This window comes from Streptomyces sp. NPDC060064 (assembly GCF_042736455.1).
Taxonomy (GTDB): Bacteria; Actinomycetota; Actinomycetes; order Streptomycetales; family Streptomycetaceae; genus Streptomyces.
This window is the reverse complement of sequence record NZ_JBHWWF010000014.1, coordinates 39,838-65,945: the sequence shown is the minus strand read 5'-3', so window position 1 is coordinate 65,945 and position 26,108 is coordinate 39,838. Positions and strand designations below refer to the sequence as shown.

Annotated in this window: 30 protein-coding genes; 15 read left to right on the top strand and 15 right to left on the bottom strand. The window is 69.8% G+C overall.

What is annotated here, in order from left to right:
• Positions 1–116 precede the first annotated feature (116 nt).
• The 4 genes from ACFWDI_RS18320 to ACFWDI_RS18305 all read left to right on the top strand — a co-directional run bounded on the left by ACFWDI_RS18320 (position 117) and on the right by ACFWDI_RS18305 (position 1,910).
• Positions 117–338, top strand: a complete 222-nt coding sequence (locus ACFWDI_RS18320) for a hypothetical protein (protein WP_385305150.1) — start codon at positions 117–119, stop codon at positions 336–338.
• A 147-nt stretch (positions 339–485) separates the two neighbouring features.
• On the top strand, positions 486–1,127 hold the full coding sequence (locus tag ACFWDI_RS18315; RefSeq protein WP_362686631.1) for a TetR/AcrR family transcriptional regulator: 642 nt from the start codon (positions 486–488) through the stop codon (positions 1,125–1,127).
• A gap of 130 nt (positions 1,128–1,257) precedes the next feature.
• Positions 1,258–1,485: a DUF3107 domain-containing protein gene (locus ACFWDI_RS18310; protein WP_215095436.1), complete on the top strand. Its 228-nt coding sequence runs from the start codon at positions 1,258–1,260 to the stop codon at positions 1,483–1,485.
• A gap of 155 nt (positions 1,486–1,640) precedes the next feature.
• Positions 1,641–1,910 carry a hypothetical protein gene (locus ACFWDI_RS18305; RefSeq protein WP_327325915.1) on the top strand — a complete coding sequence of 90 codons (270 nt, stop codon included), beginning with the start codon at positions 1,641–1,643 and terminating at the stop codon, positions 1,908–1,910.
• A gap of 50 nt (positions 1,911–1,960) precedes the next feature.
• On the opposite strand, the gene ACFWDI_RS18300 is transcribed toward ACFWDI_RS18305, so the two are convergent.
• Complete coding sequence (locus ACFWDI_RS18300) at positions 1,961–2,686, bottom strand: ferritin-like fold-containing protein (protein WP_327325914.1); 726 nt, start codon at positions 2,684–2,686, stop codon at positions 1,961–1,963.
• Positions 2,687–3,211: 525 nt separating this feature from the next.
• Between ACFWDI_RS18300 and ACFWDI_RS18295 the strand changes: the two genes are divergently transcribed.
• Positions 3,212–5,146 carry a DEAD/DEAH box helicase gene (locus ACFWDI_RS18295; RefSeq protein WP_385305147.1) on the top strand — a complete coding sequence of 645 codons (1,935 nt, stop codon included), beginning with the start codon at positions 3,212–3,214 and terminating at the stop codon, positions 5,144–5,146.
• A gap of 121 nt (positions 5,147–5,267) precedes the next feature.
• Entirely contained in the window at positions 5,268–6,107 is an 840-nt protein-coding gene (locus ACFWDI_RS18290) for an alpha/beta fold hydrolase (protein WP_385305145.1), read from the top strand.
• Here the strand turns inward: ACFWDI_RS18290 and ACFWDI_RS18285 are convergent.
• On the bottom strand, positions 6,098–7,012 hold the full coding sequence (locus tag ACFWDI_RS18285) for an NYN domain-containing protein (protein WP_385305144.1): 915 nt from the start codon (positions 7,010–7,012) through the stop codon (positions 6,098–6,100). The two genes, ACFWDI_RS18290 and ACFWDI_RS18285, sit on opposite strands and share 10 nt — an antisense overlap.
• Before the next feature lie 173 nt (positions 7,013–7,185).
• Between ACFWDI_RS18285 and ACFWDI_RS18280 the strand changes: the two genes are divergently transcribed.
• Positions 7,186–7,338 carry a hypothetical protein gene (locus ACFWDI_RS18280; protein ID WP_327325910.1) on the top strand — a complete coding sequence of 51 codons (153 nt, stop codon included), beginning with the start codon at positions 7,186–7,188 and terminating at the stop codon, positions 7,336–7,338.
• Positions 7,339–7,421: 83 nt separating this feature from the next.
• Here the strand turns inward: ACFWDI_RS18280 and ACFWDI_RS18275 are convergent, their stop codons facing one another.
• From ACFWDI_RS18275 to ACFWDI_RS18265, 3 genes are all read right to left on the bottom strand, one after another.
• Positions 7,422–8,027, bottom strand: coding sequence for a MarC family protein (locus ACFWDI_RS18275; protein WP_327325909.1), 606 nt, complete (start codon positions 8,025–8,027; stop codon positions 7,422–7,424).
• A gap of 51 nt (positions 8,028–8,078) precedes the next feature.
• Positions 8,079–8,942 carry a PHP domain-containing protein gene (locus ACFWDI_RS18270; protein ID WP_385305141.1) on the bottom strand — a complete coding sequence of 288 codons (864 nt, stop codon included), beginning with the start codon at positions 8,940–8,942 and terminating at the stop codon, positions 8,079–8,081.
• 122 nt (positions 8,943–9,064) lie between these two features.
• Positions 9,065–9,703 carry a DUF6758 family protein gene (locus ACFWDI_RS18265; protein ID WP_327325907.1) on the bottom strand — a complete coding sequence of 213 codons (639 nt, stop codon included), beginning with the start codon at positions 9,701–9,703 and terminating at the stop codon, positions 9,065–9,067.
• 169 nt (positions 9,704–9,872) lie between these two features.
• Here ACFWDI_RS18265 and ACFWDI_RS18260 point away from each other — a divergent pair, with 169 nt between their 5' ends.
• Positions 9,873–11,105, top strand: coding sequence for an MFS transporter (locus ACFWDI_RS18260; RefSeq protein ID WP_385305139.1), 1,233 nt, complete (start codon positions 9,873–9,875; stop codon positions 11,103–11,105).
• 7 nt (positions 11,106–11,112) lie between these two features.
• On the opposite strand, the gene ACFWDI_RS18255 is transcribed toward ACFWDI_RS18260, so the two are convergent.
• On the bottom strand, positions 11,113–11,709 hold the full coding sequence (locus ACFWDI_RS18255; protein WP_327325905.1) for a suppressor of fused domain protein: 597 nt from the start codon (positions 11,707–11,709) through the stop codon (positions 11,113–11,115).
• Between the two features lie 413 nt (positions 11,710–12,122).
• On the opposite strand from ACFWDI_RS18255, the gene ACFWDI_RS18250 reads away from it, so the two are divergent.
• A complete protein-coding gene (locus ACFWDI_RS18250) occupies positions 12,123–13,238 on the top strand; it encodes a magnesium and cobalt transport protein CorA (RefSeq protein ID WP_385305137.1) in 1,116 nt (371 codons plus the stop codon).
• A 13-nt stretch (positions 13,239–13,251) separates the two neighbouring features.
• Positions 13,252–13,791, top strand: coding sequence for a hypothetical protein (locus ACFWDI_RS18245; protein ID WP_385305135.1), 540 nt, complete (start codon positions 13,252–13,254; stop codon positions 13,789–13,791).
• A gap of 69 nt (positions 13,792–13,860) precedes the next feature.
• Here the strand turns inward: ACFWDI_RS18245 and ACFWDI_RS18240 are convergent, their stop codons facing one another.
• Positions 13,861–14,628 carry a hypothetical protein gene (locus ACFWDI_RS18240; RefSeq protein ID WP_385305134.1) on the bottom strand — a complete coding sequence of 256 codons (768 nt, stop codon included), beginning with the start codon at positions 14,626–14,628 and terminating at the stop codon, positions 13,861–13,863.
• 180 nt (positions 14,629–14,808) lie between these two features.
• Between ACFWDI_RS18240 and ACFWDI_RS18235 the strand changes: the two genes are divergently transcribed.
• From ACFWDI_RS18235 to ACFWDI_RS18225, 3 genes are read left to right on the top strand one after another with little or no spacing between them, the layout of a single operon-like run.
• Positions 14,809–16,086, top strand: a complete 1,278-nt coding sequence (locus ACFWDI_RS18235; protein WP_385305132.1) for a magnesium transporter MgtE N-terminal domain-containing protein — start codon at positions 14,809–14,811, stop codon at positions 16,084–16,086.
• A gap of 43 nt (positions 16,087–16,129) precedes the next feature.
• On the top strand, positions 16,130–16,669 hold the full coding sequence (locus tag ACFWDI_RS18230) for a DUF1003 domain-containing protein (RefSeq protein WP_327328487.1): 540 nt from the start codon (positions 16,130–16,132) through the stop codon (positions 16,667–16,669).
• A gap of 44 nt (positions 16,670–16,713) precedes the next feature.
• A complete protein-coding gene (locus ACFWDI_RS18225) occupies positions 16,714–17,847 on the top strand; it encodes an Mrp/NBP35 family ATP-binding protein (protein WP_385305131.1) in 1,134 nt (377 codons plus the stop codon).
• A gap of 155 nt (positions 17,848–18,002) precedes the next feature.
• Here the strand turns inward: ACFWDI_RS18225 and ACFWDI_RS18220 are convergent, their stop codons facing one another.
• The 5 genes from ACFWDI_RS18220 to sigE all read right to left on the bottom strand — a co-directional run bounded on the left by ACFWDI_RS18220 (position 18,003) and on the right by sigE (position 22,928).
• Positions 18,003–18,692 (bottom strand): hypothetical protein, encoded by a 690-nt coding sequence (locus tag ACFWDI_RS18220; protein WP_385305129.1) that lies wholly within the window; start codon positions 18,690–18,692, stop codon positions 18,003–18,005.
• A gap of 119 nt (positions 18,693–18,811) precedes the next feature.
• Positions 18,812–19,258 carry a sec-independent translocase gene (locus tag ACFWDI_RS18215; RefSeq protein ID WP_385305128.1) on the bottom strand — a complete coding sequence of 149 codons (447 nt, stop codon included), beginning with the start codon at positions 19,256–19,258 and terminating at the stop codon, positions 18,812–18,814.
• Positions 19,259–19,397: 139 nt separating this feature from the next.
• Positions 19,398–21,092, bottom strand: coding sequence for a trypsin-like peptidase domain-containing protein (locus tag ACFWDI_RS18210; RefSeq protein WP_385305127.1), 1,695 nt, complete (start codon positions 21,090–21,092; stop codon positions 19,398–19,400).
• 94 nt (positions 21,093–21,186) lie between these two features.
• Positions 21,187–22,164 (bottom strand): anti-sigma factor family protein, encoded by a 978-nt coding sequence (locus ACFWDI_RS18205; protein WP_385305125.1) that lies wholly within the window; start codon positions 22,162–22,164, stop codon positions 21,187–21,189.
• On the bottom strand, positions 22,161–22,928 hold the full coding sequence (gene sigE / locus ACFWDI_RS18200) for an RNA polymerase sigma factor SigE (protein WP_385305124.1): 768 nt from the start codon (positions 22,926–22,928) through the stop codon (positions 22,161–22,163). Before sigE ends, ACFWDI_RS18205 begins: the two co-directional genes overlap by 4 nt.
• 121 nt (positions 22,929–23,049) lie before the next feature.
• Between sigE and ACFWDI_RS18195 the strand changes: the two genes are divergently transcribed.
• Positions 23,050–23,736 (top strand): O-methyltransferase, encoded by a 687-nt coding sequence (locus ACFWDI_RS18195; protein WP_362686687.1) that lies wholly within the window; start codon positions 23,050–23,052, stop codon positions 23,734–23,736.
• A 106-nt stretch (positions 23,737–23,842) separates the two neighbouring features.
• Here the strand turns inward: ACFWDI_RS18195 and ACFWDI_RS18190 are convergent, their stop codons facing one another.
• Positions 23,843–24,010, bottom strand: a complete 168-nt coding sequence (locus ACFWDI_RS18190; RefSeq protein ID WP_003966491.1) for a DUF3117 domain-containing protein — start codon at positions 24,008–24,010, stop codon at positions 23,843–23,845.
• Between the two features lie 300 nt (positions 24,011–24,310).
• Here ACFWDI_RS18190 and ACFWDI_RS18185 point away from each other — a divergent pair, with 300 nt between their 5' ends.
• Complete coding sequence (locus ACFWDI_RS18185) at positions 24,311–25,111, top strand: enoyl-CoA hydratase/isomerase family protein (RefSeq protein ID WP_385305122.1); 801 nt, start codon at positions 24,311–24,313, stop codon at positions 25,109–25,111.
• Positions 25,112–25,127: 16 nt separating this feature from the next.
• Here ACFWDI_RS18185 and ACFWDI_RS18180 read toward each other — a convergent pair whose 3' ends face one another.
• Together ACFWDI_RS18180 and ACFWDI_RS18175 are read right to left on the bottom strand one after the other, a co-directional pair.
• The gene (locus ACFWDI_RS18180; protein ID WP_385305121.1) at positions 25,128–25,730 is read right to left on the bottom strand and encodes a DNA-3-methyladenine glycosylase I; all 603 of its coding nucleotides are present in this window, start codon (positions 25,728–25,730) and stop codon (positions 25,128–25,130) included.
• A complete protein-coding gene (locus tag ACFWDI_RS18175) occupies positions 25,727–26,080 on the bottom strand; it encodes a DivIVA domain-containing protein (protein ID WP_327325893.1) in 354 nt (117 codons plus the stop codon). The genes ACFWDI_RS18180 and ACFWDI_RS18175 overlap by 4 nt, the downstream gene beginning before the upstream one ends.
• Between the last annotated feature and the right edge of the window lie 28 nt (positions 26,081–26,108).

Sequence of the window (26,108 nt, the reverse complement as noted above, 5' to 3'; positions counted from 1 at the left end):
TGTTACGAGACGATCACACACTGGATCGTGTGTTCGGCGTCACACACCGCGTAGCGTCATGAATGAGTACCTCCTACGCTCGTAGGAAGGGCACTATCCATGGAAAGCGGTGCCGCATGTCTGTCGACCCCACAGACCCGGATACCTTCGATGCAAACGACCAGGAGGCAGTGCTCGACGAAGAGGTTCCCGAAGCCGACGCGGCCGAGCAGCTCGCGGATGTGCTGCCCGACGACGACGACGACCATGTGGACATCGTCGACCTGGACTCCGCAAATGAGGCCGATGCCGCGGAACAGGCCCGCATCGTCGCCCTCGACGAGGACGACTACCGGTGACCTGCCCCTCTTTGCCCCTGAATCGGGAGCTACCGCGACTGTCCGGTCCGTGAAATTCTGCGTCCGCACCACGCACAGCCGGGTTACCCAAAAGTACGATGGCGGCGCGGCGCACAGCGCGCAAGGAACAATTTTTTGGGAGGCGGCGTGACAGCCATCGAGCAGACAGAGGCAGCGCGCCCGCGGGGCACGCGCCTGCCACGCCGAGCCCGCAGGAACCAGCTTCTGGGCGCTGCCCAGGAAGTTTTCGTGGCTCAGGGCTATCACGCGGCCGCCATGGACGACATCGCCGAGCGGGCCGGCGTCAGCAAGCCCGTGCTCTACCAGCACTTCCCGGGCAAACTCGAGCTCTATCTGGCGCTGCTCGACCAGCACTGCGAGTCGCTGCTGCTCTCGGTCCGTACGGCGCTTGCGTCGACGACCGACAACAAACTGCGCGTCGCCGCGACGATGGACGCCTATTTCGCGTACGTCGAGGACGAGGGCGGGGCCTTCCGGCTGGTCTTCGAGTCGGACCTGACGAACGAGCCCGCGGTGCGCGAGCGCGTGGACCGGGTCTCGCTGCAGTGCGCGGAGGCGATCTCCGACGTCATCGCCGAGGACACGGGCCTGTCCAAGGAAGAGTCCATGCTGCTGGCCGTCGGCCTCGGCGGCGTCTCCCAGGTGGTCGCCCGCTACTGGCTCTCCAGCAGCTCCGGCATCCCGCGGGACACGGCGGTGCAGCTGCTGACGTCGCTGGCGTGGCGGGGCATCGCGGGCTTCCCGCTGCACGGCACCGAGCAGCACTGACCGGGGACCGGGGAGTGTTCGCTCCTGGCGTTTCCCGGGGACGCCTGCCGCGTCCCCTCGCCGGGCTAATGTGTGCTGCGTACAGCGCGGCTGACCGCGCAACACCCTGACCGTTCGGAGGGACATAGCCGTGGAGGTCAAGATCGGCGTGCAGCACGCGCCCCGGGAGATCGTTCTGGAGAGCGGGCAGTCCGCCGAGGAGGTCGAGCGCGCGGTCGGCGATGCGCTGGCCGGCAAGGCGCAGCTGCTCAGTCTCTCGGACGACAAGGGCCGCAAGGTCCTCGTACCGGCCGACCGGATCGCGTACGTCGAGATCGGCGAGCCGGCGACGCGGCGCGTGGGCTTCGGCGCACTGTAGGGCGTCGCAAGCGACTGGAGCGTGAGAAGAGGGCCCGGCGGGAAATCCCCCGCCGGGCCCTCTTCCGCTGTCCCGGGAGGGTTGTTTTCCACGGGCGCCGGGTAATACGGGCTACGACCGTTTTGCCTGCACCGGCGTCCGTGAGGTGATCAGCAGTGCTCTTGGAAACGCTCGGTTCAGTCCTGCTCGGACTCGCCCTCGCCTGGGCCGCTGCCCGTCACCTGTCCGAACGTCTCCCGGCACGCCGTGTGGTCTTCGCCACAGGCACGCTCGGCGCCCTCTTCGGCGGCTATGTGACGCATGCCGCGCTCGGTCCCGGCCACACACTGGCGACGCTGGTGGGCGCGGTGGCGATCGGAGCCGTACTGCTCTCGCTGCTGATCCGGCCGTCAACGCGGCGGCTCCGTCGCGCGTTCCCTTTCTGAGTCCGCACGACCGGCCGCCGACGCCGCCGGGGAAACCGTAGGGGCGGAGGCTAGGCCGCGAGGCCCAGGGCCGCCATCCGCTTGGTGTGCGCCTCGGTGATCCGGGAGAACATCCGGCCCACCTCCGCGAGGTCGAAGCCGCCCGCCACACCGCCCACCAGCATCGTGGAGAGCGCGTCGCGGTCCGCCACCACCCGCTGCGCCTGCGAGAGCGCCTCGCCCATCAGGCGGCGTGCCCACAGCGCCAGCCGTCCGCCGACCCGCGGCTCGGCCTCGATCGCGGCTCGGACCTTCTCGACCGCGAAGTTGCCGTGACCTGTGTCGTCGAGCACCGCAAGCACCAGGGCGCGGGTGTCGGTGTCCAGCCGGGCCGCGACCTCACGGTAGAAGTCGCTGGCGATCGAGTCGCCGACGTAGGCCTTGACCAGGCCCTCCAGCCAGTCGGACGGCGCGGTCTGGCGGTGGAAGTCGTCCAGGGCCTGGGCGAACGGCTCCATCGCGGCGGTCGGCTCGGCGTCGATGGAGGTGAGGCGGTCGCGCAGCTGCTCGAAGTGGTGGAACTCGGCGGAGGCCATCTTTGCCAGCTCGGCCTTGTCGCCCAGCGTCGGCGCGAGCTTGGCGTCCTCGGCGAGCCGCTCGAAGGCTGCCAGCTCGCCGTAGGCAAGCGCGCCCAGCAGATCCACGACGGCGGCGCGGTACTGGGGGTCTGCGGACGCCGTGGCCCAGTCCTGGGCGGCGATTCCGGTGGGTTCAGTGGCGTTGTCAGGCGTCTCCATGAAGCGCACAATAGCCCGCTCATCGTGAGGCGGAAGGGCCTGGTCAGCCACGTCCGCAGCGCGGTTCCTACGAATTCACCCAACACACATGCGCGATTCCGGGGTACAGTGGTAATGCGCCTGTCGAGCGTTTTAGCTACTCGGCGGGCGATCCCAGTGTATGACTGGGGGATTTGCTCCCCCAGAGCCCCCTTGAGGATGCCCGGTCGGTGGCCCGATCGGCTCCGCCCCGACCGCCCTCCGCGCGGACCGTGCGCACAGTTGCGTACGACCGCAGATGAGGGGCCCCCTCAGCGGCACGAGCGCTCGAGCGAAGGCAGTGGTCCCGCGCCATCCGGCCAATCCACGGCCGGCCCAGTACCCAGGTGCGGTACGACCCCCATTCGTTCGCCTCATGCCGCGTCTCACAGAAGAGGCAACACCCTGACTACGCAGCCCACGACTTTCCGGGATCTTGGGATCCTTCCCGAGACCGCCGAGGCCCTCGAAGCCGTCGGCATCCTTACCCCGTTCCCCATCCAGGAGATGACGCTCCCCGTCGCGCTCTCCGGCACCGATGTCATCGGCCAGGCCAAGACCGGCACCGGCAAGACGCTCGGTTTCGGTCTGCCGCTGCTGGAGCGTGTCACCGTCCCCGCGGACGTCGAGGCCGGCCGGGCGCAGCCCGAGCAGCTGACCGACGCCCCGCAGGCGCTGGTGGTCGTCCCCACCCGCGAGCTGTGCCAGCAGGTCACCAATGACCTGCTGACCGCCGGCAAGGTCCGTAACGTCCGCGTTCTCGCGATCTACGGCGGCCGTGCGTACGAGCCCCAGGTCGAAGCGCTCCGCAAGGGCGTCGATGTGATCGTCGGCACCCCCGGCCGTCTGCTCGACCTGGCCGGCCAGCGCAAGCTCGACCTCTCGCATGTGCGCGCGCTCGTCCTCGACGAGGCCGACGAGATGCTCGACCTGGGCTTCCTGCCCGACGTCGAGAAGATCATCAACATGCTGCCGGCCAAGCGCCAGACCATGCTGTTCTCGGCGACCATGCCGGGTGCGGTCATCGGCCTCGCCCGTCGCTACATGTCGCAGCCGACGCATATCCGCGCCACCTCGCCGGACGACGAGGGCGCGACCGTCGCCAACACCACGCAGCACGTCTTCCGGGCCCACTCCATGGACAAGCCGGAGCTGGTCTCGCGCATACTGCAGGCCGAAGGCCGCGGGCTCGCGATGATCTTCTGCCGTACGAAGCGGACTGCGGCGGACATCGCCGAGCAGCTCGAGCGTCGCGGCTTCGCCTCCGGCGCGGTCCACGGCGACCTGGGCCAGGGCGCGCGTGAGCAGGCGCTGCGGGCCTTCCGCAACGGCAAGGTCGACGTCCTCGTCTGCACGGACGTCGCGGCGCGTGGTATCGACGTCGAAGGCGTCACGCACGTCATCAACTACCAGTCGCCCGAGGACGAGAAGACGTTCCTCCACCGTGTCGGCCGCACCGGCCGCGCGGGCGCCAAGGGCATCGCGATCACGCTGGTCGACTGGGACGACATCCCGCGCTGGCAGCTGATCAACAAGGCGCTGGACCTGAAATTCCCCGACCCGGTCGAGACGTACTCCACGTCGCCGCACCTGTACGAGCAGCTGAACATCCCGGCCGGCACGAAGGGCGTACTGCCCCGTGCCGAGCGGACCCGTGCGGGTCTGCGCGCCGAGGAGGTCGAGGACCTGGGCGAGACGGGCGGCCGCGGCCGCAAGTCGGCGTCGTCGGCCCCGGTTCACGAGGAGCGCCCTGCCCGTACCCGCACGCCGCGCCAGCGCCGCCGCACGCGCGGCGGGTCGACGCCGGACGGCGTCGAGCCGACGACGACGGTGACGGACACGGCCGCGCCGGAGTCCGCGGAGCCTTCGACGGAGCCGCGTACCCCGCGCCGTCGCCGCCGCACCCGAGTGGGAGCGCCGGCCGCGGCCGAGGCGACGGCTGTCGTGGAGACCGTCGAGTTCACCGATGTCGAGGTCCCGGAGGAGCCGAAGCCTCGTCGCCGCACCCGTGCCGCGAAGGCGGTCGACACGGTTGAGGCGGCTGAGGTCGCTACCGAGGTCGAGGCCGAGCCGGAGACCAAGCCGCGTCGCCGCACCCGTGCCGCGAAGGCCGTCGACACGGTCGAGGCTGTCGGCACGGAGGCCGAGGCGAAGCCCCGCCGCCGGACGCGCGCTGCGAAGGGCGTGGACACCGTCGAGGCAGTGGCGACCGAGGTCGAGGCCGAGCCGGAGACCAAGCCCCGCCGCCGCACCCGCGTGGCCAAGGCCGTCGACACGGTCGAGGCTGTCGGCACGGAGGCCGAGGCGAAGCCCCGCCGCCGGACGCGCGCTGCGAAGGCCGTGGACACCGTCGAGGCAGTGGCGACCGAGGTCGAGGCCGAGCCGGAGACCAAGCCCCGCCGCCGCACCCGCACGACGAAGGCTGCCCAGCCCGAAAGCTGACGCACCAGCAGCCCAGATGGCCCGGCCCCCACTAGGGGAGCCGGGCCATCGGCGTCTTGGAACAACCCCGTAACCCGCGCCCGGAGCGCCGCAACCGACCCGCCCCCGTTAGCCTCGTCGCATGAGCCGGCCGCCCACCTTCACCCCGCCCCCCTGCGCCCGCCCCCGCGCGCTCGCCACCGCACGCGGCACCTTCGCCGTGCTCGACGCGCAGCCCGTCGGTGACGTCTTGGGCACCGCCCTGCTCCTGCCCGGGTTCACCGGGAGCAAGGAGGACTTCATCGCGCTGCTGGAGCCTCTCGCCGAGGCCGGCTACCGCAGTGTCGCCGTCGACGGGCGCGGACAGTACGAGACCGATGGATCCGACGACCAACAGGCGTACGCCCAGGGCGAGTTGGCCCAGGACGTACTCGCCCAGGCCGAAGCCGTCGGCGGGCCCGTGCATCTCCTCGGGCACTCCCTCGGCGGTCAGATCGCGCGCGCCGCCGTTCTCCTCGACGCCGCCCCGTTCACCACACTCACGCTCCTGTCCTCCGGCCCCGCCCAGATCGCCCCGGCCCAGCAGCAGAAGGTCAAGCTGCTGAGCGACGCTCTCTCGGTGATGGGGATGGACCAGGTCTGGGAGGCGATGAAGGCGCTCGATCCGCCGGAGGACGCCGAGACCGACGGCGAGGATCTCCGCCGCCGCTGGCTGCGCCACAATCCGGCCCAACTGATCGCCACCGGCCGCCTGCTGACCGTCGAACCGGACAGGGTCGCCGAGCTCGCCGCCGTACAGCCGCTGCCCAAGCATGTGATGTCCGGCGAACGGGACGACACCTGGCCCGTGCCACTTCTCGACGCGATGGCGCAGCGCCTGGGCGCCCACCGGACGGTCATCACGGGCGCCGAGCACTCACCGAACACCGACCGCCCCCTCGAGACAGCCGCAGCCATCGCCGGCTTCTGGGATCAGTACTGAGCCTGAAGGTGCTGCCAGAAACCGTCCCGCAGCGCCCGCCGCAGCACCGCATGCCCCCGCAGCGACCGCTGCAGCACCTTCTCGGCCTCGATCAGCAGGTCCTGGTCCACCGGGCCCGGCAGATACGGGTGACCCGGCAGCAGCTCCGCCATCGCCTCCCGGCCCCGTTCCGCCAGCCATGTCGCAGCGATCTGCGCGCCCACGAAGCGCACCTCGTCCCGTGACGGCGGCGGCGCGCCCTCGTTCTCGTACGTCGTGACCGGGCGGCGCGTGATGTACGGCCGGCAGAAGTCCAGGTCGAACGTCCGCTGGCTGTCCACCTCCCACAGCAGCGGCTCCGCCTGATTGCGCCCCTCGGAGGCCTCGATGCCCCACAGATGGACCCGCGCCCCGTACCCCTGGGCCGCCTCGACCGCCGAGACCAGGTCCTCGTCACCGCCGACGAGCGCCGCGTCGCTGATCGCGCGGTGCCGGGCGAGCGACTCCAGATCCGTGCGTATGAGTGAGTCGACGCCCTTCTGCTGGTTGTTCGCGTTGAGGTTGCCGAGGCGCACCTTGACGTCGGGCAGTTCCGCTATGGACTGCTGCTCGGGGGTGTGGATACGGCGCCGGGCCCCGTCGTACCAGTAGACCCGCAGCAGCCTGCTGTCCGCGAAGATCGTGCGGGCCTTGTCGATGAAGGCCTCGATCAGCCCCTCCGCGTCCAGGTCGAAGGAGCGCCGGTCCTCGGTGCCCGCGACAAGCAACCCGGCCGCAGCATAGACGTAACCTGCGTCCACGAAGATGGCATGGGTAGAAGGGGTCTTCGCGACCTCGGCGAGCATCCGCTGCAGGAGCTCATTGGTGCGCTCCAGGCGGGCCCTGATGTCAGTGGTCTCTGCGTCATCTACACGGTGCTCATTCATACGGTGCTCATTCTCCGTGGCCGAGCCACTACCCGCCAGTAGTTAGGCATCCAAAAAATTTCCTTAGCGTAGGGAATGTTTGCAGGGTGCATACCGTTGAACACGTACAGAACACAGACGGGCATCCGTCGCCATCAGTTCTCCAGCAGGAGGATCAGACGAAGGGAGAAGCCATGCGCTTCGAGATCATGCGACTCGACGACGTCGACGGCACCGCCGTGGACAGCACCGTCGTAGACGCCGCCTCCGTCAACAGGATCGTGCAGCAGGCCGCTTCGATCGGCCAGCGCATCTATATCCGACCGGCCGATTCCACGGCCTCGTAACGCTTGACGACGTTGTGATGTGACGCACTGCGCCCCCGTACGGATGATCCGTACGGGGGCGCAGTGCGTTCGGCACCAGGCGCTCAGGCTCCCTGGATGACCTGGGTGATGCCGTTGATGATCTGCTGCACGGCGATCGCGGAGAGCATCATGCCCGCGAGCCGGGTCACCAGCACCACACCGCCGTCCTTGATCAGGCGGATGATCAGCAGCGAGTAGCGCATCGTCAGCCAGAGCACCGCATGCATCGCGACGATCGCCGCCCATACCGAGACCTGCTGCGTGACGCCGTCCGCGTGCTGCACGGCCAGGATCACCGAAACGATCGCACCGGGACCGGCCAGCAGCGGCATGCCCAGCGGCACCAGCGCGACATTGACGTCCTTGGTCTGCTTGGGCTCGTCGTTCTTGCCGGTCAGCAGGTCGAGCGCGATGAGCAGCAGGAGCAGACCGCCCGCGATCATCAGCGCGGGCACGGAGACATGCAGATAGTCCAGGATCTGCTGACCGAGAATGCCGAAGACGGTGATCACGCCGAAGGCGACGGCCACCGCCTGCCAGGCCATGCGGCGCTGCACCTTGGCAGGGCGGCCCGAGGTGAGCGCGAGAAAGATCGGGGTGATCCCCGGGGGATCCATGATCACAAAAAGAGTGAGGAAGAGAGAGCCGAAAATGGCAGCGTCGAACACAGTGAGGGCCTAGCGCGAAGAGGGGTCGTACAGAGGGGTGTGGTCGAGGAGCTACGAGCGGCTTCCGCCGGCGCCCGGCACCGGGAAGGCGCCGGTCGCGCGGCGCGTGATCTCGCCGTAGATCTCCGGGTCGGTGGTGTACTCGCCGAGCACACAGGTCTTGCGGCTGCCGTGGTAGTCGCTGGATCCGGTGGCCAGCAGACCCAGGTCGGCGGCGAGGCCGCGCAGCCGGACACGCGTCGGGGCGTCATGGTCCATGTGGTCGACCTCGATGCCGTCGAGGCCGCACGCGGCGAGTTCGGCTATTGCGGACTCGGGCACCGTGCGGCCGCGCTGGACGGCGAGCGGGTGCGCGAAAACGGTGACACCACCGGCGGCCTTGACCAGGCGGACCGCCGTGAAGGGGTCGAGTTCGTGCTTGGTGATGTGCGCACGGCCGCCGTCGGCGATCCACTCGGGCGTGAAGGCGTCGGAGACGGTGGGTACGACGCCGAGTTCGACGAGCGCCGAGGCGATGTGCGGGCGGCCGACCGAGCCGTCTCCGGCGATACGGGCCACCTGGGACCACTCGATGGGAACGCCCAGCTCCTGGAGCTTGGCCACCATCGCCCGGGCGCGCGGCACCCGGTCGTCCCGTACGAGCTCACGCTCGCGCAGCAGCTCGGGTTCGTCGGCGTCGAAGAGGTACGCCAGCAGATGCAGGCTCACGCCGTCGATACGGCAGGAGAGTTCGGCACCGGTGACCAGAGTCACGCTCTCCGGGAGCGCGGCGATCGCCTCGGCGTGACCGCGCGTGGTGTCGTGGTCGGTGAGTGCGACGACGTCCAGCCCGGCCGCGGCGGCGTTGCGCACCAGCTCGGCGGGGGTGTCCGTACCGTCCGATGCCGTGGAGTGGGTGTGCAGATCGATGCGCACGACGCGTGACTCCAGGGACGGCAGACGGACAGGGGACGGTCAAGTGTATCGGGGATCCGAACAGCCCTGGTTCACGGCAGAAGCCGCACCCGTGGACTACGAGAGCGCACTGGGAGAGCGGCCTACGAGAGAAGCCGCGGCGACAGCGCCCCGCAGGGCAGCAGTTCCATCTCGGCGCCCAAGTCCCGCAGATCCGTCAGCACCAGCTCGTCGTACATCAACAGCCCGGACTGCTCCGGCCAGACGATCGCCCACAGCCACAGCCCGCGCGCCTCGCCCGCGAACACCGCGCGGTCCTCGGGAGCGTCGGACACATGCCACAGGGGGGTGGGGCGGCCGGCGGCGAGGAGCTTGGCCTGCGGTGGTTTGTCGACGCAGATGTGCGGGCCCGGATCGGGTCCGTCGATCCCGGCGTAGCGCGCGCCGAGGCCGACGCCCAGCTCCTCGGCGACCAGCAGCAGCTCACCGATTCCGCCGAGCGGGCCGGGCCCCGAGCAGGCCACGGCCGTGGCGCGGCCTCCACTGCGGTCGTCCCCCGCGTACGCGACACCGGTGAAGAGCCAGCCGACGGGTAGCGGCCAGGGCATCCATACGGGGACTTTCGCGCGGTGCACGACCACACCGAGGGCCTCGACGCTTGGCGGGATCACCGGCTGCAGCGGGTGCACGGCTCCGTGCACATCGCACTGCCACGAGTCGGCAAAGAGACCGGGCGCCCTCACCCGGCCACCGCACTTCGGGCAACTGGGTTCGCCCCTCATAGCGCCCAACGGTCCTCTCCGGCCGTCGCCGCGTCAAGGACGATCACCCGTCCGGCGTGTGCCCTCATCAGCCAAAAGTAGATGTAGCTTGCATTCGTTAGTCTCTCTAATTTATTGTTTGTATATCGCAACGACCCATCGGAGAAGCAGAGAAACAGAGGAGTCGTCCATGCGCGGAGAGGATCCGTTCGACGAGGGAGCCACCAGCATCCTGCGTCAGCCGAAGGCCGTCTGGGCCACGGCTGGCGCGTCCGTCGTCGCCTTCATGGGGATCGGCCTGGTGGACCCGATCCTGCCGTCCATCGCCAAGGGCCTGGACGCGACGCCCAGTCAGGTCTCGCTGCTGTTCACCTCGTACTTCCTGATCACCGCGGTCGCGATGCTCGTCACCGGCTTCGTCTCCAGCCGTATCGGCGGCAGGAAGACCCTGCTCGCCGGGCTCGCGCTCGTCATCGTCTTCGCCGCGCTCTCCGGCACCTCCGGCTCCGTCGGCGAACTCGTCGGCTTCCGGGCCGGCTGGGGCCTTGGCAACGCACTCTTCGTCTCGACCTCGCTCGCCGTCATCGTCGGCGCGGCGGCCGGCGGGAGCGCCGCGGCGATCCTGCTCTACGAGTCGGCGCTCGGCCTCGGCATGGCATGCGGACCGCTGCTCGGCGCGCTGCTCGGCAACGCCAGTTGGCGGTACCCCTTCTTCGGCACCGCAGCCCTGATGGCGATCGGCATCCTGTGCATCACCGCCTTCCTCAAGGAGCAGCCGAAGCCCGCGCGCAAGACCTCGCTGCTCGACCCGGTGAGGGCGCTCGGACACGGCGGCCTGGCCTCCGCAGCCGCCTCGGCCTTCTTCTACAACTACGCGTTCTTCACCGTGCTGGCCTTCACGCCGTTCGTGCTGAACATGACGCCGTACACGTCGGGCGCGGTGTTCTTCGCCTGGGGTGTGCTGCTCGCGGTCTTCTCCGTACTGGTGGCGCCACGGCTGCAGGCGCGCTTCGGGTCGCTCAAGGTGCTCGGCGGCTCGCTGCTGCTGCTCGCCGTCGACCTGCTGGTCATCGGATACGGGAACCACACCGTGGCCGTCGTCGGAACGGTCGTCTCCGGCGCCTTCATCGGCCTGAACAACACCGTGTTCACCGAGCTGGCGCTGGGCGTCTCGGACGCGCCGCGGCCGGTGGCCAGCGCGGGCTACAACTTCGTCCGCTGGTTCGCCGCGGCCGCCGCGCCCTACTTCGCACCGAAGATCGAGGAGTGGAGCAACATCCACATCCCGTTTGTGGTCGCGGCGGTCGCGGCCGTGATCGGCGCGGGCATCGTCCGGGTACGGCGCGCCTCGCTGCGCCGCGAGGCGGAGCAGCTCCAGCCCGTCCACGCCACCCAGGACGGCGTGACGGCCTTCGCCAACTAGCCTGGCCTCAGTCGAGAGTTACGGACCTGCGCAGCGGATCGCGCAGGTCCGTACCGTGCGTCAGCCACCGCTCCTGGAGTTCCTGCGCGCCGTGCACCCGCTTCCACGCGGCCTCGTTGGACGTCATCGGCAACAGCGGCAGGAAGTGCACCGGATCCATCGGCTCGTCCAGCTCCAGGTCCGCAACCAGACCGCCCGGCTCCGCGACGAGCACCGAGCTGAACGGTGCGGACGGCCAGAGCGGATCACCGACGTCCAGCGAGGCGCCCGGTGCCACGACCACGCCCTCGACCTGCGGTGACGCGGCCAGTACAGCGAGCGTACGGAGCACCTTGTCGGTGTCGGCGACCCCGGCCCGTACGGACAGGACCAGCTCCGCGCGCGGGCCCTTCACCGGGTCGGCGAGGGCCGCGGTGGGGTCCGTCATCGGATGCGCGGACATGCCGAGGGTGGCGTAGCGCACGATGGCCCCGTCACCGTCCCGGTCCAGGAAGCGGAGCACCTCGATGCGGTCCGTACCGAGGAATGTCACCGCGGCGCGCGCGTCCGGTTCGCCAAGTGCCGTGCGCAGCCTGGCCTCGACCAGAGCAAGAACTTCTTCCATGTCGCGAGCATAAAGCGCGTAAGGAATGGGCAAACGAAGGGATTGGCCCCCAGTCGGCTGATAGTCTTGGCCGCTGGTCGGGACGGCACGCAGAAGCGTTGCTCTCAAGTCCCGACGACACGTCATCCCCTACGGGGGACCGGCAGGAGGAGGTGGGGCTGCGGTGGATCGAAGTCGACCGGTCAGTACCAACCGCTCTTCCGCACGGCACCATTCCTCTGTGATCTGAGGCCTTCCCGCACGGGGCCCACGGCATTTCGCACGACGGAAGAGCACTTCGTTTTTGCCTGTCTGTAGCGAACGCCGTCACCGCGATCCCGCGGTGCCGCCCGCTTTGCGGACGTATGCATCACGTCCTCATTCCGGGCTGTGCCACGCCACTCGCCGACGGCCTCTCCGTGAAGGAGCCAGCCATGTCGATGATCCGTGACCTGCGTGCAGCGGTCCGTCCGTCCCTGCGCAAGAGCAATGCCCCGTACAGCACGTACGACACCACTCGTGATCCGTCCGCCTCCAGCGCAGTCGTCGACTGCGCGGTCTACCGCGACGGAAAGCGGCTGGAGAACGCGACCTGCCAGACGCCGCACGAGGCCATGCTGCGGGTGCGTGACAGCGGCGGCTTCGCATGGATCGGGCTGCATGAGCCGACGGAGGCCGAATTCGCCGGTATCGCAGCGGAGTTCGGGCTGCACCCGCTGGCCGTCGAGGACGCAGTCCACGCCCACCAGCGGCCCAAGCTGGAGCGGTACGACGACACGCTGTTCACCGTCTTCAAGACGATCCACTACGTGGAGCACGCCGAGCTCACCGCGACCAGCGAGGTCGTCGAGACCGGCGAGGTGATGTGCTTCACCGGCCGGGACTTCGTCATCACGGTGCGGCACGGCGGCAAGGGCTCGCTGCGGGCACTCCGGCACCGGCTGGAGGAGGACACCGAGCTGCTCGCCAAAGGGCCGTCCGCGGTGCTGCACTCCATCGCCGACCATGTGGTCGACGGGTACATCGCGGTGGCCGCGGCCGTGCAGGACGACATCGACGAGGTGGAGATCGATGTCTTCTCCGCGCCCGCGAAAGGCAGCCCGCGCGGCAGCGACGCCGGCCGGATCTACCAGCTCAAGCGCGAGGTGCTGGAGTTCAAGCGGGCCGTGTCCCCGCTGCTGCGGCCGATGCAGCTGCTGAGCGAGCGTCCGATGCGGCTGGTCGACCCGGACATCCAGAAGTACTTCCGCGATGTCGCCGACCACCTCGCCCGGGTACAGGAGGAGGTCATCGGCTTCGACGAGCTGCTGAACTCCATCCTCCAGGCGAATCTGGCGCAGGCGACGGTCGCGCAGAACGAGGACATGCGCAAGATCACCTCCTGGGCGGCGATCATCGCCGTGCCGACGGCGGTGTGCGGCGTGTACGGCATGAACTTCGACCACATGCCCGAGCTGCACTGGAAGTACGGCTACCCCATGGTGCTCACCGGCATCATCGGCGTCTGTCTCGCGATCCACCGCACCCTGAAGCGCAACGGCTGGCTGTAGATAGGCTGCGGGCATGACAGACAGTTCCGCTCGCTTCGCTGGGGAGACCCCACTGCTCGGCCAGGCGCTCGTCGAGGAGGCCACCAAGAAGTCCGGCCTCATCTGGGTGCGCGGCGAGGGCCCCCAACGGGCGCTGTGGCACGTGTGGCACGAAGGTGCCGCGCATATCGTCGGCGACGGCCCCGGCGAGCAGCCACTGCCGCAGCTGACGGCCGGCGGAACGGCCGAGGTCACCGTCCGCAGCAAGGACAAGGGCGGCCGGCTGGTCGTCTGGACGGCGTCGGTGAGCGAACTCGTCCCGCACTCCGAGGAGTGGGAGGGGGCTGTCGCCGAACTCAAGGGCAAGCGCCTGAACGCGCCGGACGCGGAGCAGATGACGGAGCGCTGGGCCCGCGAGTGCCGGGTGCTGCGCCTCGAGCCGCAGAACGCGATCACGGACCTGCCGGACACTTCGGGGGCGGCCGTACCGCTGCCGACGTCGGCGACGACGCGTCAGCCCGCACCGGCGGCGTTGCCGCGTCTGCTCCTGAAGCGCAAGAAGAGGCGCGGTTAGGACGGGCTGGAAAATCCAGCCCGTCCGGCGATTGAGGACCGGGGTCCGCGGCGGAACCCCGGGAAACAGCTAGTCGCTGGTCTTCGGCAGCTGGCCGCCGTAGTCGACCATCTCGTCCTTCTCCGGCGCCGCCAGCGTGAAGTCCCTGTCCCAGTCCGCCAGCGTCAGCACACCCGCGCCGCCCGCCCGTGCGAACTGCAGAGGATACGGCTTGCCCTCCAGCGAGACATCCAGCGTGCCGCCCTCACCCTCGCCGCCGATGACCTTGATGGTTCGTACACCGCCCACCTCGGTCCGGTCGCCTTTGCTGAGCTTGCCCTGCATCCCCAGCAGGCCCTCGAGCAGCACATCCATGTCCGTGAAGACGCGGAACTGCTTGTACGCCGGGTCGCCCTCCGGCACCTTCACGTACATGTCGTCGAGCTTGCCCGCCGCCTCCGTGTCGGTCTTGCTCGGCTTCTCCTTGTCCTTGGCGTCCGCATGGCTCCAGAAGCCCGCGTCGGCCTTCAGGAAGAGCGCGTCGCCGACCCGCAGCAGTTCGAAGGTGTTGTCCTTCGACGTGACGGAGCCGGTGCCGCCGTCGTGCTTGAGCCGCATGTTCAGCTTGTACGTGCCGCCCTTGCTGACCAGCGTGCCCGAGAGCCGTACCGACGCCGCCGCGTGCGAGGCGTCGCGTGCCTTCGTCTCGATCTCGGTCGCGGACAGCTTTCCGACGCCGTTGGTCCCCGCGTCCGGATCCTCGCCGCTGCATGCCGTGAGCGCCGCGGTCAGCCCGGCGCAGAGCGCCACCGAGAGCGCGGCCCGGCGGGCTCGGGCGGCCAGGGGGAGGGGAGTCACAAGCGCACTGCCTCTCATCTGCGAGTCGTGAGTCATGGCTGGCAGACCGCAGCGTACCTGTGCTGAGCACATCGATCCTCAGAGAGCCGTACGGACGCCAGCCAGGGCGCCACGGAACGGCACGGGCTAGCCTGAAGCCCCTGAACGGCAGCATTCGCGGGCAAAAAGGAGGCGCGCAACATGGCAGCAGGCGCCCCTCGGATCTTTGTCTCGCACCTCGCCGGCGTGCCCGTCTTCGACCCCCAGGGCGACCAGGTGGGCCGCGTCCGCGATCTGGTGGCGATGCTGCGCGTCGGCCGCCGTCCGCCGCGGCTGCTCGGCATGGTCGTCGAGGTACTCAGCCGCCGCCGGATCTTCCTCCCGATGACCCGGGTCACCGGCGTCGAGTCGGGCCAGGTCATCACCACGGGCGTACTCAACATGCGGCGCTTCGAGCAGCGCCCGACCGAGCGGCTGGTGCTCGGCGAGCTGCTGGACCGGCGCGTGCGACTGGTGGAGAGCGGCGAGGAGGCCACGGTCCTCGATGTCTCCATCCAGCAGCTGCCGGCCCGTCGTGACTGGGAGATCGACAAGGTCTTCGTACGGAAGGGCAAGCCGGGGGCGCTGCGCCGCAAGGGCGAGACACTGACCGTCGAGTGGTCGGCGGTCACCGGCTTCTCGCTGGAGGAGCACGGGCAGGGCGCCGAGAGCCTGCTCGCGACCTTCGAGCAGCTGCGCCCCGCCGACCTCGCCAATGTGCTGCACCACCTCTCGCCGAAGCGGCGCGCCGAGGTGGCCGCGGCCCTCGACGACGACCGGCTCGCGGACGTACTGGAGGAGCTGCCGGACGACGACCAGGTGGAGATCCTCGGCAAGCTCAAGGAGGAGCGCGCGGCGGACGTCCTGGAGGCCATGGACCCGGACGACGCGGCCGACCTGCTGTCCGAGCTGCCGGAGGAGGACAAGGAGCGGCTGCTGGCGCTGATGCGGCCCGACGACGCGGCGGACGTACGGCGGCTGCTGTCGTACGAGGAGCGGACGGCGGGCGGCCTGATGACCACCGAGCCGATCGTGCTGCGACCCGACGCGACGGTCGCGGACGCCTTGGCGCGCGTACGCCAGCAGGACCTGTCCCCCGCGCTCGCCGCGCAGGTGTACGTCTGCCGGCCGCCGGACGAGACGCCGACCGGCAAGTACCTGGGCACGGTGCACTTCCAGCGGCTGCTGCGGGACCCGCCGTTCACGCTGGTCAGCTCGATCGTGGAGAGCGATCTGCCGCCGCTCGCGCCGGGCACCGCGCTGCCCGCGGTCACCAGCTATCTCGCCGCGTACAACATGGTGGCGGCGCCGGTCGTCGACGAGAGCGGTTCGCTGCTGGGGGCGGTCACCGTCGACGACGTACTCGACCATCTGCTGCCGGAGGACTGGCGGGAGACGGAGTTCGAGGAGGCCGCCCACGAGGAGTCCGCCCATGGGTAGCGGCAGCGACGGGCTGACCGATCGCAGCGAGCAGAAGGAGCGCATGCCCGCCGGGGCGAGTGCGGCGCCGCGCCACCGGGTCCGGCTCGATCAGCCCCGCGCGCCACGGCGCAGTCTGCTGCCGGAGTACGACCCCGAGGCCTTCGGCCGGTTCTCGGAGCGGATCGCGCGCTTCCTGGGAACCGGCCGGTTCCTGGTCTGGATGACGCTGATCATCATCATGTGGGTCGTCTGGAACATCTCCGCCCCCGGGGATCTGCGTTTCGACCCGTACCCGTTCATCTTTCTGACGCTGATGCTGTCGCTCCAGGCCTCGTACGCAGCCCCGCTGATCCTGCTGGCGCAGAACCGGCAGGACGACCGGGACCGGGTCACTCGTGAGCAGGAGCGCAAGCAGAACGAGCGGTCGATCGCGGACACCGAATACCTCACACGGGAGATCGCGGCGCTTCGGATGGGGCTCGGCGAGGTCGCCACCCGCGACTGGATCCGCTCCGAATTCCAGGATCTGATCAAGGATCTGGACGAGCGGCGCCTATTCCCGCAGGAGCCCGCGCGCGAGAGTGACGAAGGCGACCGCTGATCGCTCTTTCCGGGGGTGGGAGTCGGCGCCGTACCATCGTCCGTATGGCTACGGAAGACGCGGTGCTTGAAGCACTGGCGACGGTGAACGACCCCGAGATCAACCGACCGATCACCGAACTCGGCATGGTCAAATCGGTCGGGATCGGGGCGGACGGCACGGTCGCCGTCACGGTGTATCTCACCGTCTCCGGCTGTCCAATGCGCGAGACGATCACCAAGAATGTGACCGACGCGGTCGCGCGCCTCGAGGGCGTCACGCGCGTCGACGTCACGCTGGATGTGATGAGCGACGAACAGCGGAAGGAGCTCGCGAGCTCGCTGCGCGGCGGCACCGCCGAGCGCGAGGTGCCCTTCGCCAAGCCCGGCTCGCTGACCAGGGTGTACGCGGTGGCGTCGGGCAAGGGCGGCGTCGGCAAGTCCTCCGTCACCGTGAACCTGGCGGCGGCGATGGCCGCCGACGGACTGAAGGTCGGTGTCGTCGACGCCGACATCTACGGACACAGCGTGCCGCGGATGCTGGGTGTGGACGGCCGTCCGACCCAGGTCGAGAACATGATCATGCCGCCGTCGGCGAACGGCGTGAAGGTCATCTCGATCGGGATGTTCACCCCGGGCAACGCGCCGGTGGTGTGGCGCGGCCCGATGCTGCACCGCGCACTGCAGCAGTTCCTCGCGGATGTGTACTGGGGCGACCTGGACGTGCTGCTGCTCGACCTGCCGCCGGGGACCGGTGACATCGCCATCTCGGTGGCGCAGCTGGTACCGAACGCAGAGATCCTCGTGGTGACCACCCCGCAGCAGGCCGCGGCCGAGGTCGCCGAGCGGGCCGGCTCGATCGCCGTACAGACCCACCAGAAGATCGTGGGCGTCGTCGAGAACATGTCGGGCCTGCCGTGCCCGCACTGCGACGAAATGGTCGACGTCTTCGGCAGCGGCGGTGGCCAGCGGGTCGCCGAGGGCCTGACGAAGACGACCGGCGCCAATGTGCCGGTGCTGGGCTCCATCCCGATCGACGTACGGCTGCGGGAGGGCGGCGACGAGGGCAAGCCCATCGTGATCACCGACCCGGACTCACCGGCGGGCGCCGCGCTGCGCACGATCGCGGGGAAGCTCGGCGGACGCGCGCGCGGGCTGTCGGGCATGTCGCTGGGGATCACCCCGCGCAATAAGTTCTGAGGAAGGTCGTGGGCATTCGTTCCGCTCAGCGGAACGGGTGCGCACAACCCGACCTCCGGCCCGCACGGTACGCGCAGTGCGAAGGGGCGCCGCTCATGAGCGGCGCCCCTTCGGCGTAGGCCCGACCTTCCAGCCCGACCTTCCAGCCCGACGCTCTAGACGTACGCGCCGAGGTTCTGGACCGCCGAGAAGCCCAGCCCGTACGCGCTCATGCCGCGCCCGTACGCGCCGACGTGCACCCCGGCCCCGGTCGAGCCGGCGAGCACCCAGCCGAACTCCGACTCGCGGTAGTGGAAGGGCGTCGGCACACCGTCGACGGGCAGCGAGAGCATCAACCAGGCCGGTCCCGCCAGATCGTCGGCGAGCTCGAAGGCGGTCTCGGTCTGCTGGTCCAGCCAGTTGTCGCGCAGCGAGTGGTCGAGCTGACCGGGCCAGGTGTGGGCCAGCAGCCCCGAGCCGGCCAGCCAGGCCGCGGAGGAGACCGTGGTGGCGTCCAGTACGCCCGTGCCGTCGCCGGTGTGCCGTACCGGGCTGGCAGCCACGGTGACGACGACAGCGAAGCGCTCCTTGTCCGGGCCGCCCGCGTCCGACCGTATCGACGGCTCGTCGCCGTGGCCCATGGAGCCGTGCTGGACCGTGCCGTCCGCCGCGGTACCCACCTGCATCAGCCGGCGCGGGCCGGTGAAGGCCTCGTCCAGTCCGTACCAGGGGAAGGTCGCACGCAGAAATCCGTCGACCACACGCTGAGCCGCTGTCACCCGCTGCGTCGTGAGCGGGTTCTCCCCGCCGGGCGCAGGAGAATCGCTGACCGTTCCTTGCGCCGCTAGCCGACTTGTCGTCTCCATCTACCCGGCCGCCTCCTCTGTCTCCGAGGCCCGGAGCGGACCCGCCCCCCTCGGGCGTCCTCACGTCCGGACAGATGGAGAATAACCACCCTGTCCCGGCTCGCAGGGATTGACGGTACTCAGGTCGCGTCTGCGTCGAAGGGCGGTCGCTCGTCCCGATCGACGTTTTCGCGCTTCTTGAGCAGGTCGGGGGTGCCGGGCGAGCCGTTGACGGCGGCCGGGACCGAGGCCGCGGATTCGTTGCCGTGCACCGCGTCCGCGACCTCGTTCATCTCTTTCTTGAGGTCGAAGCTGCTGCGCAGCTCCTTGAGGTCCTTCAGATCCTCGTTCTCGTCCAGCTGCTTGCGGATGAACGTCTTGGGATTGAGGTCCTCGAACTCGAAGTCCTTGAACTCCGGCCCCAGTTCGCTACGAATGTCCTGCTTTGCGCTTTCGGAGAACTCGCGGACCTTCCGGATGAACCGTGAGGCGTCCTGGATGACCTTCGGCAGCTTGTCGGGGCCGAAGATGAGCACGGCGAGCACCACGAGCGCCACCAGCTCCAGTGCGCCTATGTCGTTGAACACCCTGCTGCTCCTCGTGTTCTCTGCGGCCCGCCAGGTCGGATGGGGTCCGGGCCCGATCCACGTTACCCGCCGAAACTGTCTGCGCGGTACCTTCCGATGGGCGCTGCGCCGCGCCGTCCGGCGGCCGTTCGACCGGCCGTCATGTGCCGTCCGCGGAGCCGAGTGTCAGCGTCATCTTCCGTTCACGACCGGCGCGAACCACCGTCAGCTCCAGCCGGTCACCGGGGCGGTGGGCGCGGATCTTGACGATCAGCTCCTCGCCGCTGTGCACCCGCTGGCCGTCGATCTTGGTGATGATGTCGCCCGCCTTGATGCCCGCCTTGGCGCCGGGGCCGTTCTTGCTGACCGACGCGGAGCCGTCCTTGCCCTTGTCGCCGACGCGTGCGCCGTCGCCGGTGTACTTCATGTCAAGGCTGACGCCGATCACCGGGTGGGTGGCCTTACCGGTGTTGATCAGCTCTTCGGCGACGCGCTTGCCCTGGTTGATGGGGATCGCGAAGCCGAGTCCGATCGAACCGGCCTGGCCTCCTTGGGTGTCCGTGCCGCTGTCCGCGGCCCGGATCGCGCTGTTGATGCCGATGACACGGGCCTTGGTGTCCACCAGCGGGCCGCCGGAGTTGCCGGGGTTTATCGGGGCGTCGGTCTGCAGCGCGTCGACATAGCTGACATCACTGCCGTCGCCCTTCTCGCCGCCCGCGGTGATGGGGCGCTCCTTGGCGCTGATGATGCCGGAGGTCACGGTGTTCTGGAGATCGAACGGCGCGCCGATGGCGACGACCGGGTCACCCACCTGGACGTTGTCGGAGTTGCCGAGGGGCAGCGGCTTGAGGCCGGAGACACCGGAGACCTTGACGACGGCGAGGTCGTAGCCACTGTCCTTGCCGACGAGCGTCGCCCTGGCGGTCTCACCGCCGCTGAAGGTGACCGAGATCTCACCCGAGGAGCCTGCCGGGTCGACGACATGGTTGTTGGTGAGGATGTGGCCCTGCTGGTCGAGTACGAATCCGGTGCCGGTGCCCTGTTCGCCGCCGCCGCTGACATGGAGGGTGACAACGCTCGGCAGGGCGCTGGCGGCGATACCGGCAACGCTGTCGGGCGCGCGGTTGCCGTTGCCCTTGGCGGCCTGCGGGAGTTCGACGCTGGTGATGCCGCCGTTGCGCTCGATGTACGCGCCTATGCCGCCGCCGACAACACCGGCGACGAGCGCGAGCAGGACCGCCCCGACCAGCAGCGATCCGCGTCGGCGCTTCTTCTTGACGGGCTCACCGACGTGGGTCAGCGGCTGCCCGGGGGTGCTCCACGGGTCGTACTGCAGCCACAGCGAGGGCAGCGGCTGCGGCCGCTCCTGGGGCTGGGGGTGGGGGTGCGGCTGAGGCTGGGCGTGCGGCTGCTGGGGGGACGGGGCCTGGGGCGGCGGCGCATATCCGCCGCCGGTGCCCCCACCGGCCGGTGTTCCGTTCTGCGCGGGGTACGCCGGCGGTACGGGTGTGCCCTGCGCCGGAGTCGGCATCGGCCGCTGTACGGGAGGGGCCGGCGCCCATGGCCCGGGCCCGCCGTAGGGCGGGGTGCTGTACGCATCGGGCGCGTGCAGGGGCTGCGGCCGACTCTGTTCCGCTGCGGGCTGGGCCGCGGGCACCGGGTCGACGGCCGTCTCGGCGTCCCGCGGCACGGGCACGGGGGCCTGCACCGAGGTCTGCACCGGAGACAGTTCCGTCGTCACCTCGGTCTCCTGGTGCGCCGGTGCCGGCGCCTCCGGCTCGGAGTGAGTCGTACGTCCCGCACTGGGCCGGCTCCACCACTTCGCCTTCGGCCCGGTGGGCTTCCCGTCGTCCATGCTCTCCCCGCAAACTGCCGACCACTGCGGCACCCTCCTGGGGCACCCCTCAGAGGATTCAACCAGGTTTGCGAATCACCGTGCAGGGACCTGGTCAGCGCCGGGACGAGAGGGGCCGAGAAGGCTGGGTCGGTGCGGCGAGATGGGTGGGGACAGGCGTGGTCGACGGGTTGAACCCGGGAGCGGTGGCGAGCTGGAACGCCGAGCCCGTGGGACGTATCAGCGGGGACAGGGAGGACGAGGTACCGGTCAGTATCGAGGCGGAAAACGGGTGGTTCAGCGGCGCCGCCGGGGCCAGCAGGCTGGGTGCCGCGGCGATGACCGGCCGGTTGTCCGACCTGGCCAGGCCGTTGCCACCGCTGCGCCGGCGGTCGGCCTCCGTGCCCCTGGGGGTCGCCCTGGTGCCCGCGCCGTTGTTCGTTCCGCTGTTCACTCCGGTGTTGCCCGTGGTCGGGGTCACGGCGCGCAGCGGTGTGACGTTGTTCCCCGCGCCCTCGCCCCTGGGACCTGCCTGCACCGAGGCGTCCAGCGGAATCGCTCCGCCGAGGGCGATCGCAGCGAAAGACACCGCGCTGGCCGCCGCGAAGACGAACCTCCGGCCGAGCCAGGGTGAGCGCTCCGCGTCCGTACGACCCACGTCATGGATCCGGAAGCCGCCGCCGGAGCCGGGAAGCACGGTCGCGTGCGCGCCCGCCGGTACGTAGCCGAAGGTCTCCGTCCGGGACGTGCGGGAGTCGCGTCCGGGCTTCGCGGAGGGATTCAGCGCGTTGAAGACGCCATTGGCGAGCCGCCCCCCGTCGAAAGGTCCCCCCGAGCGGTCGTCGTCACCTCCGGGTCCTGCGGGCAGTCCTTGGAGCCGCGCGAGCAGCCCTTCGGAGGGCGGCGGCGGAGCGGTTTGCGCGAAGACGTTCTTCAGCCGGCGGTGGGCGTCGGCCTCGGCCTTGCACTTGGGACAGGTCGCCAGATGGGCCAGCACCCGGTCGCGGGCATCGTGTTTCAGCTCGCCGTCGATCAGCGCGGCCAGCCGGTCCCCCAGGTGCTGCTCCGCGGGGGTGGGACTCGAGCCACTCACGCCGGTCCGCCCTCTCCTGCCAGGCCGACCGCACCCGCCAGCGTGCGCTGCTCGGCACGAGCCTCCGGGGAACGGTGCTGCAGGGCCTTGCGCAGATGCGACCGGCCGCGGTGGATCCGGCTGCGGACCGTGCCGAGCTTCACGCCCAGCGTCGCGGCGATCTCCTCGTACGAGAGCCCCTCGATGTCACAGAGCACCACGGCGGCGCGGAACTCCGGCGCGAGGGTGTCCAGCGCCTGCTGCACATCCGCGTCGAAGTGGGTGTCGTTGAAGACCTGCTGCGGAGACGGCTCGCGGCTGGGCAGCCGCTCTGCCGCGTCGTCGCCGAGCGCGTCGAAACGGATGCGCTGCTTACGGCGGACCATGTCCAGGAAGAGGTTCGTGGTGATGCGGTGCAGCCAGCCCTCAAAGGTGCCGGGCGTGTACGTCGACAGCGAGCGGAAGACGCGGACGAAGACTTCCTGCGTGAGGTCCTCGGCGTCGTGCTGGTTGCCCGTCAGCCGGTAGGCGAGGCGGTAGACCCGGCCGCTGTGCGTGCTGACGATCTCCTCCCAGGTGGGAGGCGTCCACGCCTGCGATTCCGCATCCGATGCGAAGGTCGCGGTAGCTGCGGAGTCGGTGGAGCGGGAACGGTCAGCAATGTAGGTCACGGATCTCGGCTCACCCGTTGACCTGAGAAAGCGCCTCAGCACTCCTCTCCGATCCGCAGGTGCAGCCGCACCTCCCCTGTCGGCTCTGGTGGTGTCCAGCGGAGCCCCTACCATAGCCACCTCGCCCGTTAGCTCCGGATAAGAATCTTTACGCGAATTTGGGTCCTGCTTCCGGCCCTGATCCATGCGCTTCCCCCTGTCTCCCATAACGCCTGGTCCCATCTGCGGGTTCCCGGTGCAGCGGATACAGTCAGCGTCGCGCCAACTACGGGGACAGGAGAGGGTCATTACCGCCAACCGGCAGACGAGCTGGGCGTTCGCCGACGCCTTTGTCGCCGAGGACGACACGCTCCGCTGGGCCCGCGACCGGGCCCGCGAGTCGGGGCTCCCCTCGGTGTCACCAGGCACCGGCGCAGCGCTGCGACTGCTCGCTGCCACGGCTGACGCGAAAGCGGTGGCCGAAATCGGTACCGGGACCGGTGTCTCCGGGATCTATCTGTTGCAGGGCATGCGGCCCGACGGCGTACTGACGACGGTGGATCCGGAGCCGGACCGGCAGCAGTTCGCCAAGCAGGCCTTCCGCGCGGCCGGCTTTGCCGGGAACCGGGCGCGTTTCATCCCCGGCCGCGCCCTCGACGTACTGCCGCGGCTCGCGGACGGCGGCTACGACCTCGTCTTCTGCGACGGCGACCGCATGGAGTCGCTGGACTATCTCGCTGAATCGTTGCGCCTGCTGCGACCAGGCGGTCTTGTCTGCTTCGAGGGCGTTTTCGCGGACGGTCGCACGGTGGACTCGGCGGCGCAGCCGGCGGAAGTCGTACGACTTCGCGAGCTGCTGCGCGCGGTGCGGGAGAGCCAGGAGCTGCTGCCCTCGCTGCTGCCGGTGGGCGACGGCCTGCTCTGCGCGGTCCGCCGCGGCTGACCGGCCCCGCCCCGGCAGGCCGGGCCATGCGAACCGAGCCCCCGAACACAGCACTGCCCCGGCACCATGAGTGCCGGGGCAGTGAAAAGTGTGTGCGCTTCCCGCGTCAGCCGACGACCTTCTTCAGGGCGTCGCCGAGGGCATCGGCTTCGTCCGGAGTCAGCTCGACCACAAGCCGACCGCCGCCTTCGAGCGGAACGCGCATGACGATGCCCCGCCCCTCCTTGGTCACCTCGAGCGGGCCGTCGCCCGTCCGCGGCTTCATGGCCGCCATGCTCGTTCCCCTTCCTGAAACCAGCTCATCGCAGCCGACAACCCAGGTGTCACCGGCATCGAACACATTGCTTCCAGGTCATTATCCCGCATGGCGGGACCCGATGACCAACATCAGTCGGCATCGCTTGTGCAACGCGCTCTCTCAAAACCACTCAAAGCGGCGATCCGCCTGCGATACTTCGCCGCCGCCCACGGGCCCGAAGCGGAAGATTGTTTGACGCAGGTCACATGTTCGCCCCCGACGATCTCCGCCATGCTGAGCCTGAACACCACTCTTGAGCCGTAAAGGGGACCTGCCATGGCCGACTCCGTGCTGTACGAGGTGAGCGACGGACTCGCGACGATCACGATCAATCGGCCCGAGGCCATGAACGCGATGAACACCGAGGCCAAGGTCGCTCTCCGGGACTCGGCCCAGGCAGCCGCCGCAGATCCCGCCGTACGCGCGGTACTGCTCACCGCGTCCGGGCGCGCCTTCTGCGTGGGCCAGGACCTCAAGGAGCACATCTCCCTGCTCGCGGAGGACCGGGAGCACGGCACCGGCCGCACCATGAACACCGTGCGGGAGCACTACAACCCCATCGTGCGGGCGCTCACCGAGATGCCCAAGCCGGTCGTGGCCGGGGTCAACGGCGTGGCGGCAGGCGCGGGCCTCGGCTTCGCCCTCGCCGCGGACTACCGCGTCGTCGCCGACAACGCCAAGTTCACGACCTCCTTCGCGGGTGTCGCGCTGACCGCCGACTCCGGGGTCTCGTGGACGCTGCCCCGGCTGATCGGCCAGAGCCGCGCCGCCGACCTGCTGCTGTTCCCTCGCTCGTTCTCCGCGCAGGAGGCGTACGAGCTGGGCATCGCGAACAAGCTGGTCCCCGCCGCCGACCTGGCCGCCGAGGCCGTCGCGGTGGCCCGTGCGCTGGCCGAGGGCCCGACCGTGGCGTACGCGGCGCTCAAGGAGTCCCTGGCGTACGGCGCGGGTCACACGCTCAGCGAGACGCTGGGCAAGGAGGACGAGCTCCAGGCGAGGGCGGGCGCGTCGGAGGACCACACGATCGCTGTCCAGGCGTTCATCGCCAAGGAGAAGCCGAAGTACCTCGGCCGCTAGGCGCCCCTGGGGGCGCCTAGGGCCGGGAGCCCCGGGAGCCGGCTCCGCGGACGACACAGCCGCTCAGGTGGTCGTCGACGAGACCGCATGCCTGCATCAGCGCGTACGCCGTGGTGGGTCCGATGAAGCGCAGGCCGCGCTTCTTGAGGGCCTTCGCCAGCGCCGTGGACTGGTCGGTGACCGCGGGGACGTCGGCGATCGTGCGCGGGGCCGGTCGCTTCGCGGGATCCGGGGCGTACGACCAGATCAGCGTGTCCAGCTCACCGGCCGGCCAGTCGGCGAGCACGCGCGCGTTGGCGAGCGTCGCCTCGATCTTGGCGCGGTTGCGGATGATCCCGGCGTCGGCGAGGAGTCGCTCCTCGTCGGCGTCGGTGTACGCCGCCACGGATGCGATCTTGAAGTCGTCGAAGGCGGCACGGAAACCCTCGCGGCGGCGCAGGATGGTGATCCAGGACAGGCCGGACTGGAAGGCCTCCAGGCAGAGGCGTTCGAACAGTGCGTCGTCGCCGTGGACCGGACGGCCCCACTCCTCGTCGTGGTACGTGACGTAGTCGGCCGTGGACAGGCCCCACGGGCAGCGCAGCTTCCCGTCGGGCCCGGGTACGGCCTCGCCGGTCACTGGTCGCGCTCCTCGCCCGGCTTGGTGAACAGGTCGGGGCCGCCCACCGCACGGGCCTGCGCGCCGGCCAGCGCCGACTCCAGCTCGGCGATACGGGCGTCCCGCTCGGCGAGCTCCGCACCGAGGCGGCTCAGCACCTCGTCCACGTCCGCCATCCGGTAGCCGCGGGGCGAGACCGGCAGCCGGACCGCCTCGACGTCCGCACGGCCGACCGGGCGGCTGACCGGCAGCGGGTCCACCAGCTGCTCCGGGGCCACCTCGGGCAGGGCCGCACTGTCGCCGCCGCCGACCACGGCGAGGGTGACCGCGGCGACGACCACGACCATCGCGATCAGCAAGAACAAGAACACGAGCGAGCCTCTCCCCAAGCGGAAACTG

Bases quoted from the DNA above. Each gene is read 5' to 3' on its own strand.
- ACFWDI_RS18320 (WP_385305150.1), top strand. From the start codon at position 117: ATGTCTGTCGACCCCACAGACCCGGATACCTTCGATGCAAACGACCAG.
- ACFWDI_RS18300 (WP_327325914.1), bottom strand. From the start codon at position 2,686: ATGGAGACGCCTGACAACGCCACTGAACCCACCGGAATCGCCGCCCAG.
- ACFWDI_RS18295 (WP_385305147.1), top strand. From the start codon at position 3,212: ATGACGCTCCCCGTCGCGCTCTCCGGCACCGATGTCATCGGCCAGGCC.
- ACFWDI_RS18290 (WP_385305145.1), top strand. From the start codon at position 5,268: ATGAGCCGGCCGCCCACCTTCACCCCGCCCCCCTGCGCCCGCCCCCGC.
- ACFWDI_RS18285 (WP_385305144.1), bottom strand. From the start codon at position 7,012: ATGAATGAGCACCGTGTAGATGACGCAGAGACCACTGACATCAGGGCC.
- ACFWDI_RS18280 (WP_327325910.1), top strand. From the start codon at position 7,186: ATGCGCTTCGAGATCATGCGACTCGACGACGTCGACGGCACCGCCGTG.
- ACFWDI_RS18265 (WP_327325907.1), bottom strand. From the start codon at position 9,703: ATGAGGGGCGAACCCAGTTGCCCGAAGTGCGGTGGCCGGGTGAGGGCG.
- ACFWDI_RS18260 (WP_385305139.1), top strand. From the start codon at position 9,873: ATGCGCGGAGAGGATCCGTTCGACGAGGGAGCCACCAGCATCCTGCGT.
- ACFWDI_RS18255 (WP_327325905.1), bottom strand. From the start codon at position 11,709: ATGGAAGAAGTTCTTGCTCTGGTCGAGGCCAGGCTGCGCACGGCACTT.
- ACFWDI_RS18250 (WP_385305137.1), top strand. From the start codon at position 12,123: ATGTCGATGATCCGTGACCTGCGTGCAGCGGTCCGTCCGTCCCTGCGC.
- ACFWDI_RS18245 (WP_385305135.1), top strand. From the start codon at position 13,252: ATGACAGACAGTTCCGCTCGCTTCGCTGGGGAGACCCCACTGCTCGGC.
- ACFWDI_RS18235 (WP_385305132.1), top strand. From the start codon at position 14,809: ATGGCAGCAGGCGCCCCTCGGATCTTTGTCTCGCACCTCGCCGGCGTG.
- ACFWDI_RS18230 (WP_327328487.1), top strand. From the start codon at position 16,130: ATGCCCGCCGGGGCGAGTGCGGCGCCGCGCCACCGGGTCCGGCTCGAT.
- ACFWDI_RS18225 (WP_385305131.1), top strand. From the start codon at position 16,714: ATGGCTACGGAAGACGCGGTGCTTGAAGCACTGGCGACGGTGAACGAC.
- ACFWDI_RS18220 (WP_385305129.1), bottom strand. From the start codon at position 18,692: ATGGAGACGACAAGTCGGCTAGCGGCGCAAGGAACGGTCAGCGATTCT.
- ACFWDI_RS18210 (WP_385305127.1), bottom strand. From the start codon at position 21,092: ATGGACGACGGGAAGCCCACCGGGCCGAAGGCGAAGTGGTGGAGCCGG.
- sigE (WP_385305124.1), bottom strand. From the start codon at position 22,928: ATGGTAGGGGCTCCGCTGGACACCACCAGAGCCGACAGGGGAGGTGCG.
- ACFWDI_RS18190 (WP_003966491.1), bottom strand. From the start codon at position 24,010: ATGGCGGCCATGAAGCCGCGGACGGGCGACGGCCCGCTCGAGGTGACC.
- ACFWDI_RS18185 (WP_385305122.1), top strand. From the start codon at position 24,311: ATGGCCGACTCCGTGCTGTACGAGGTGAGCGACGGACTCGCGACGATC.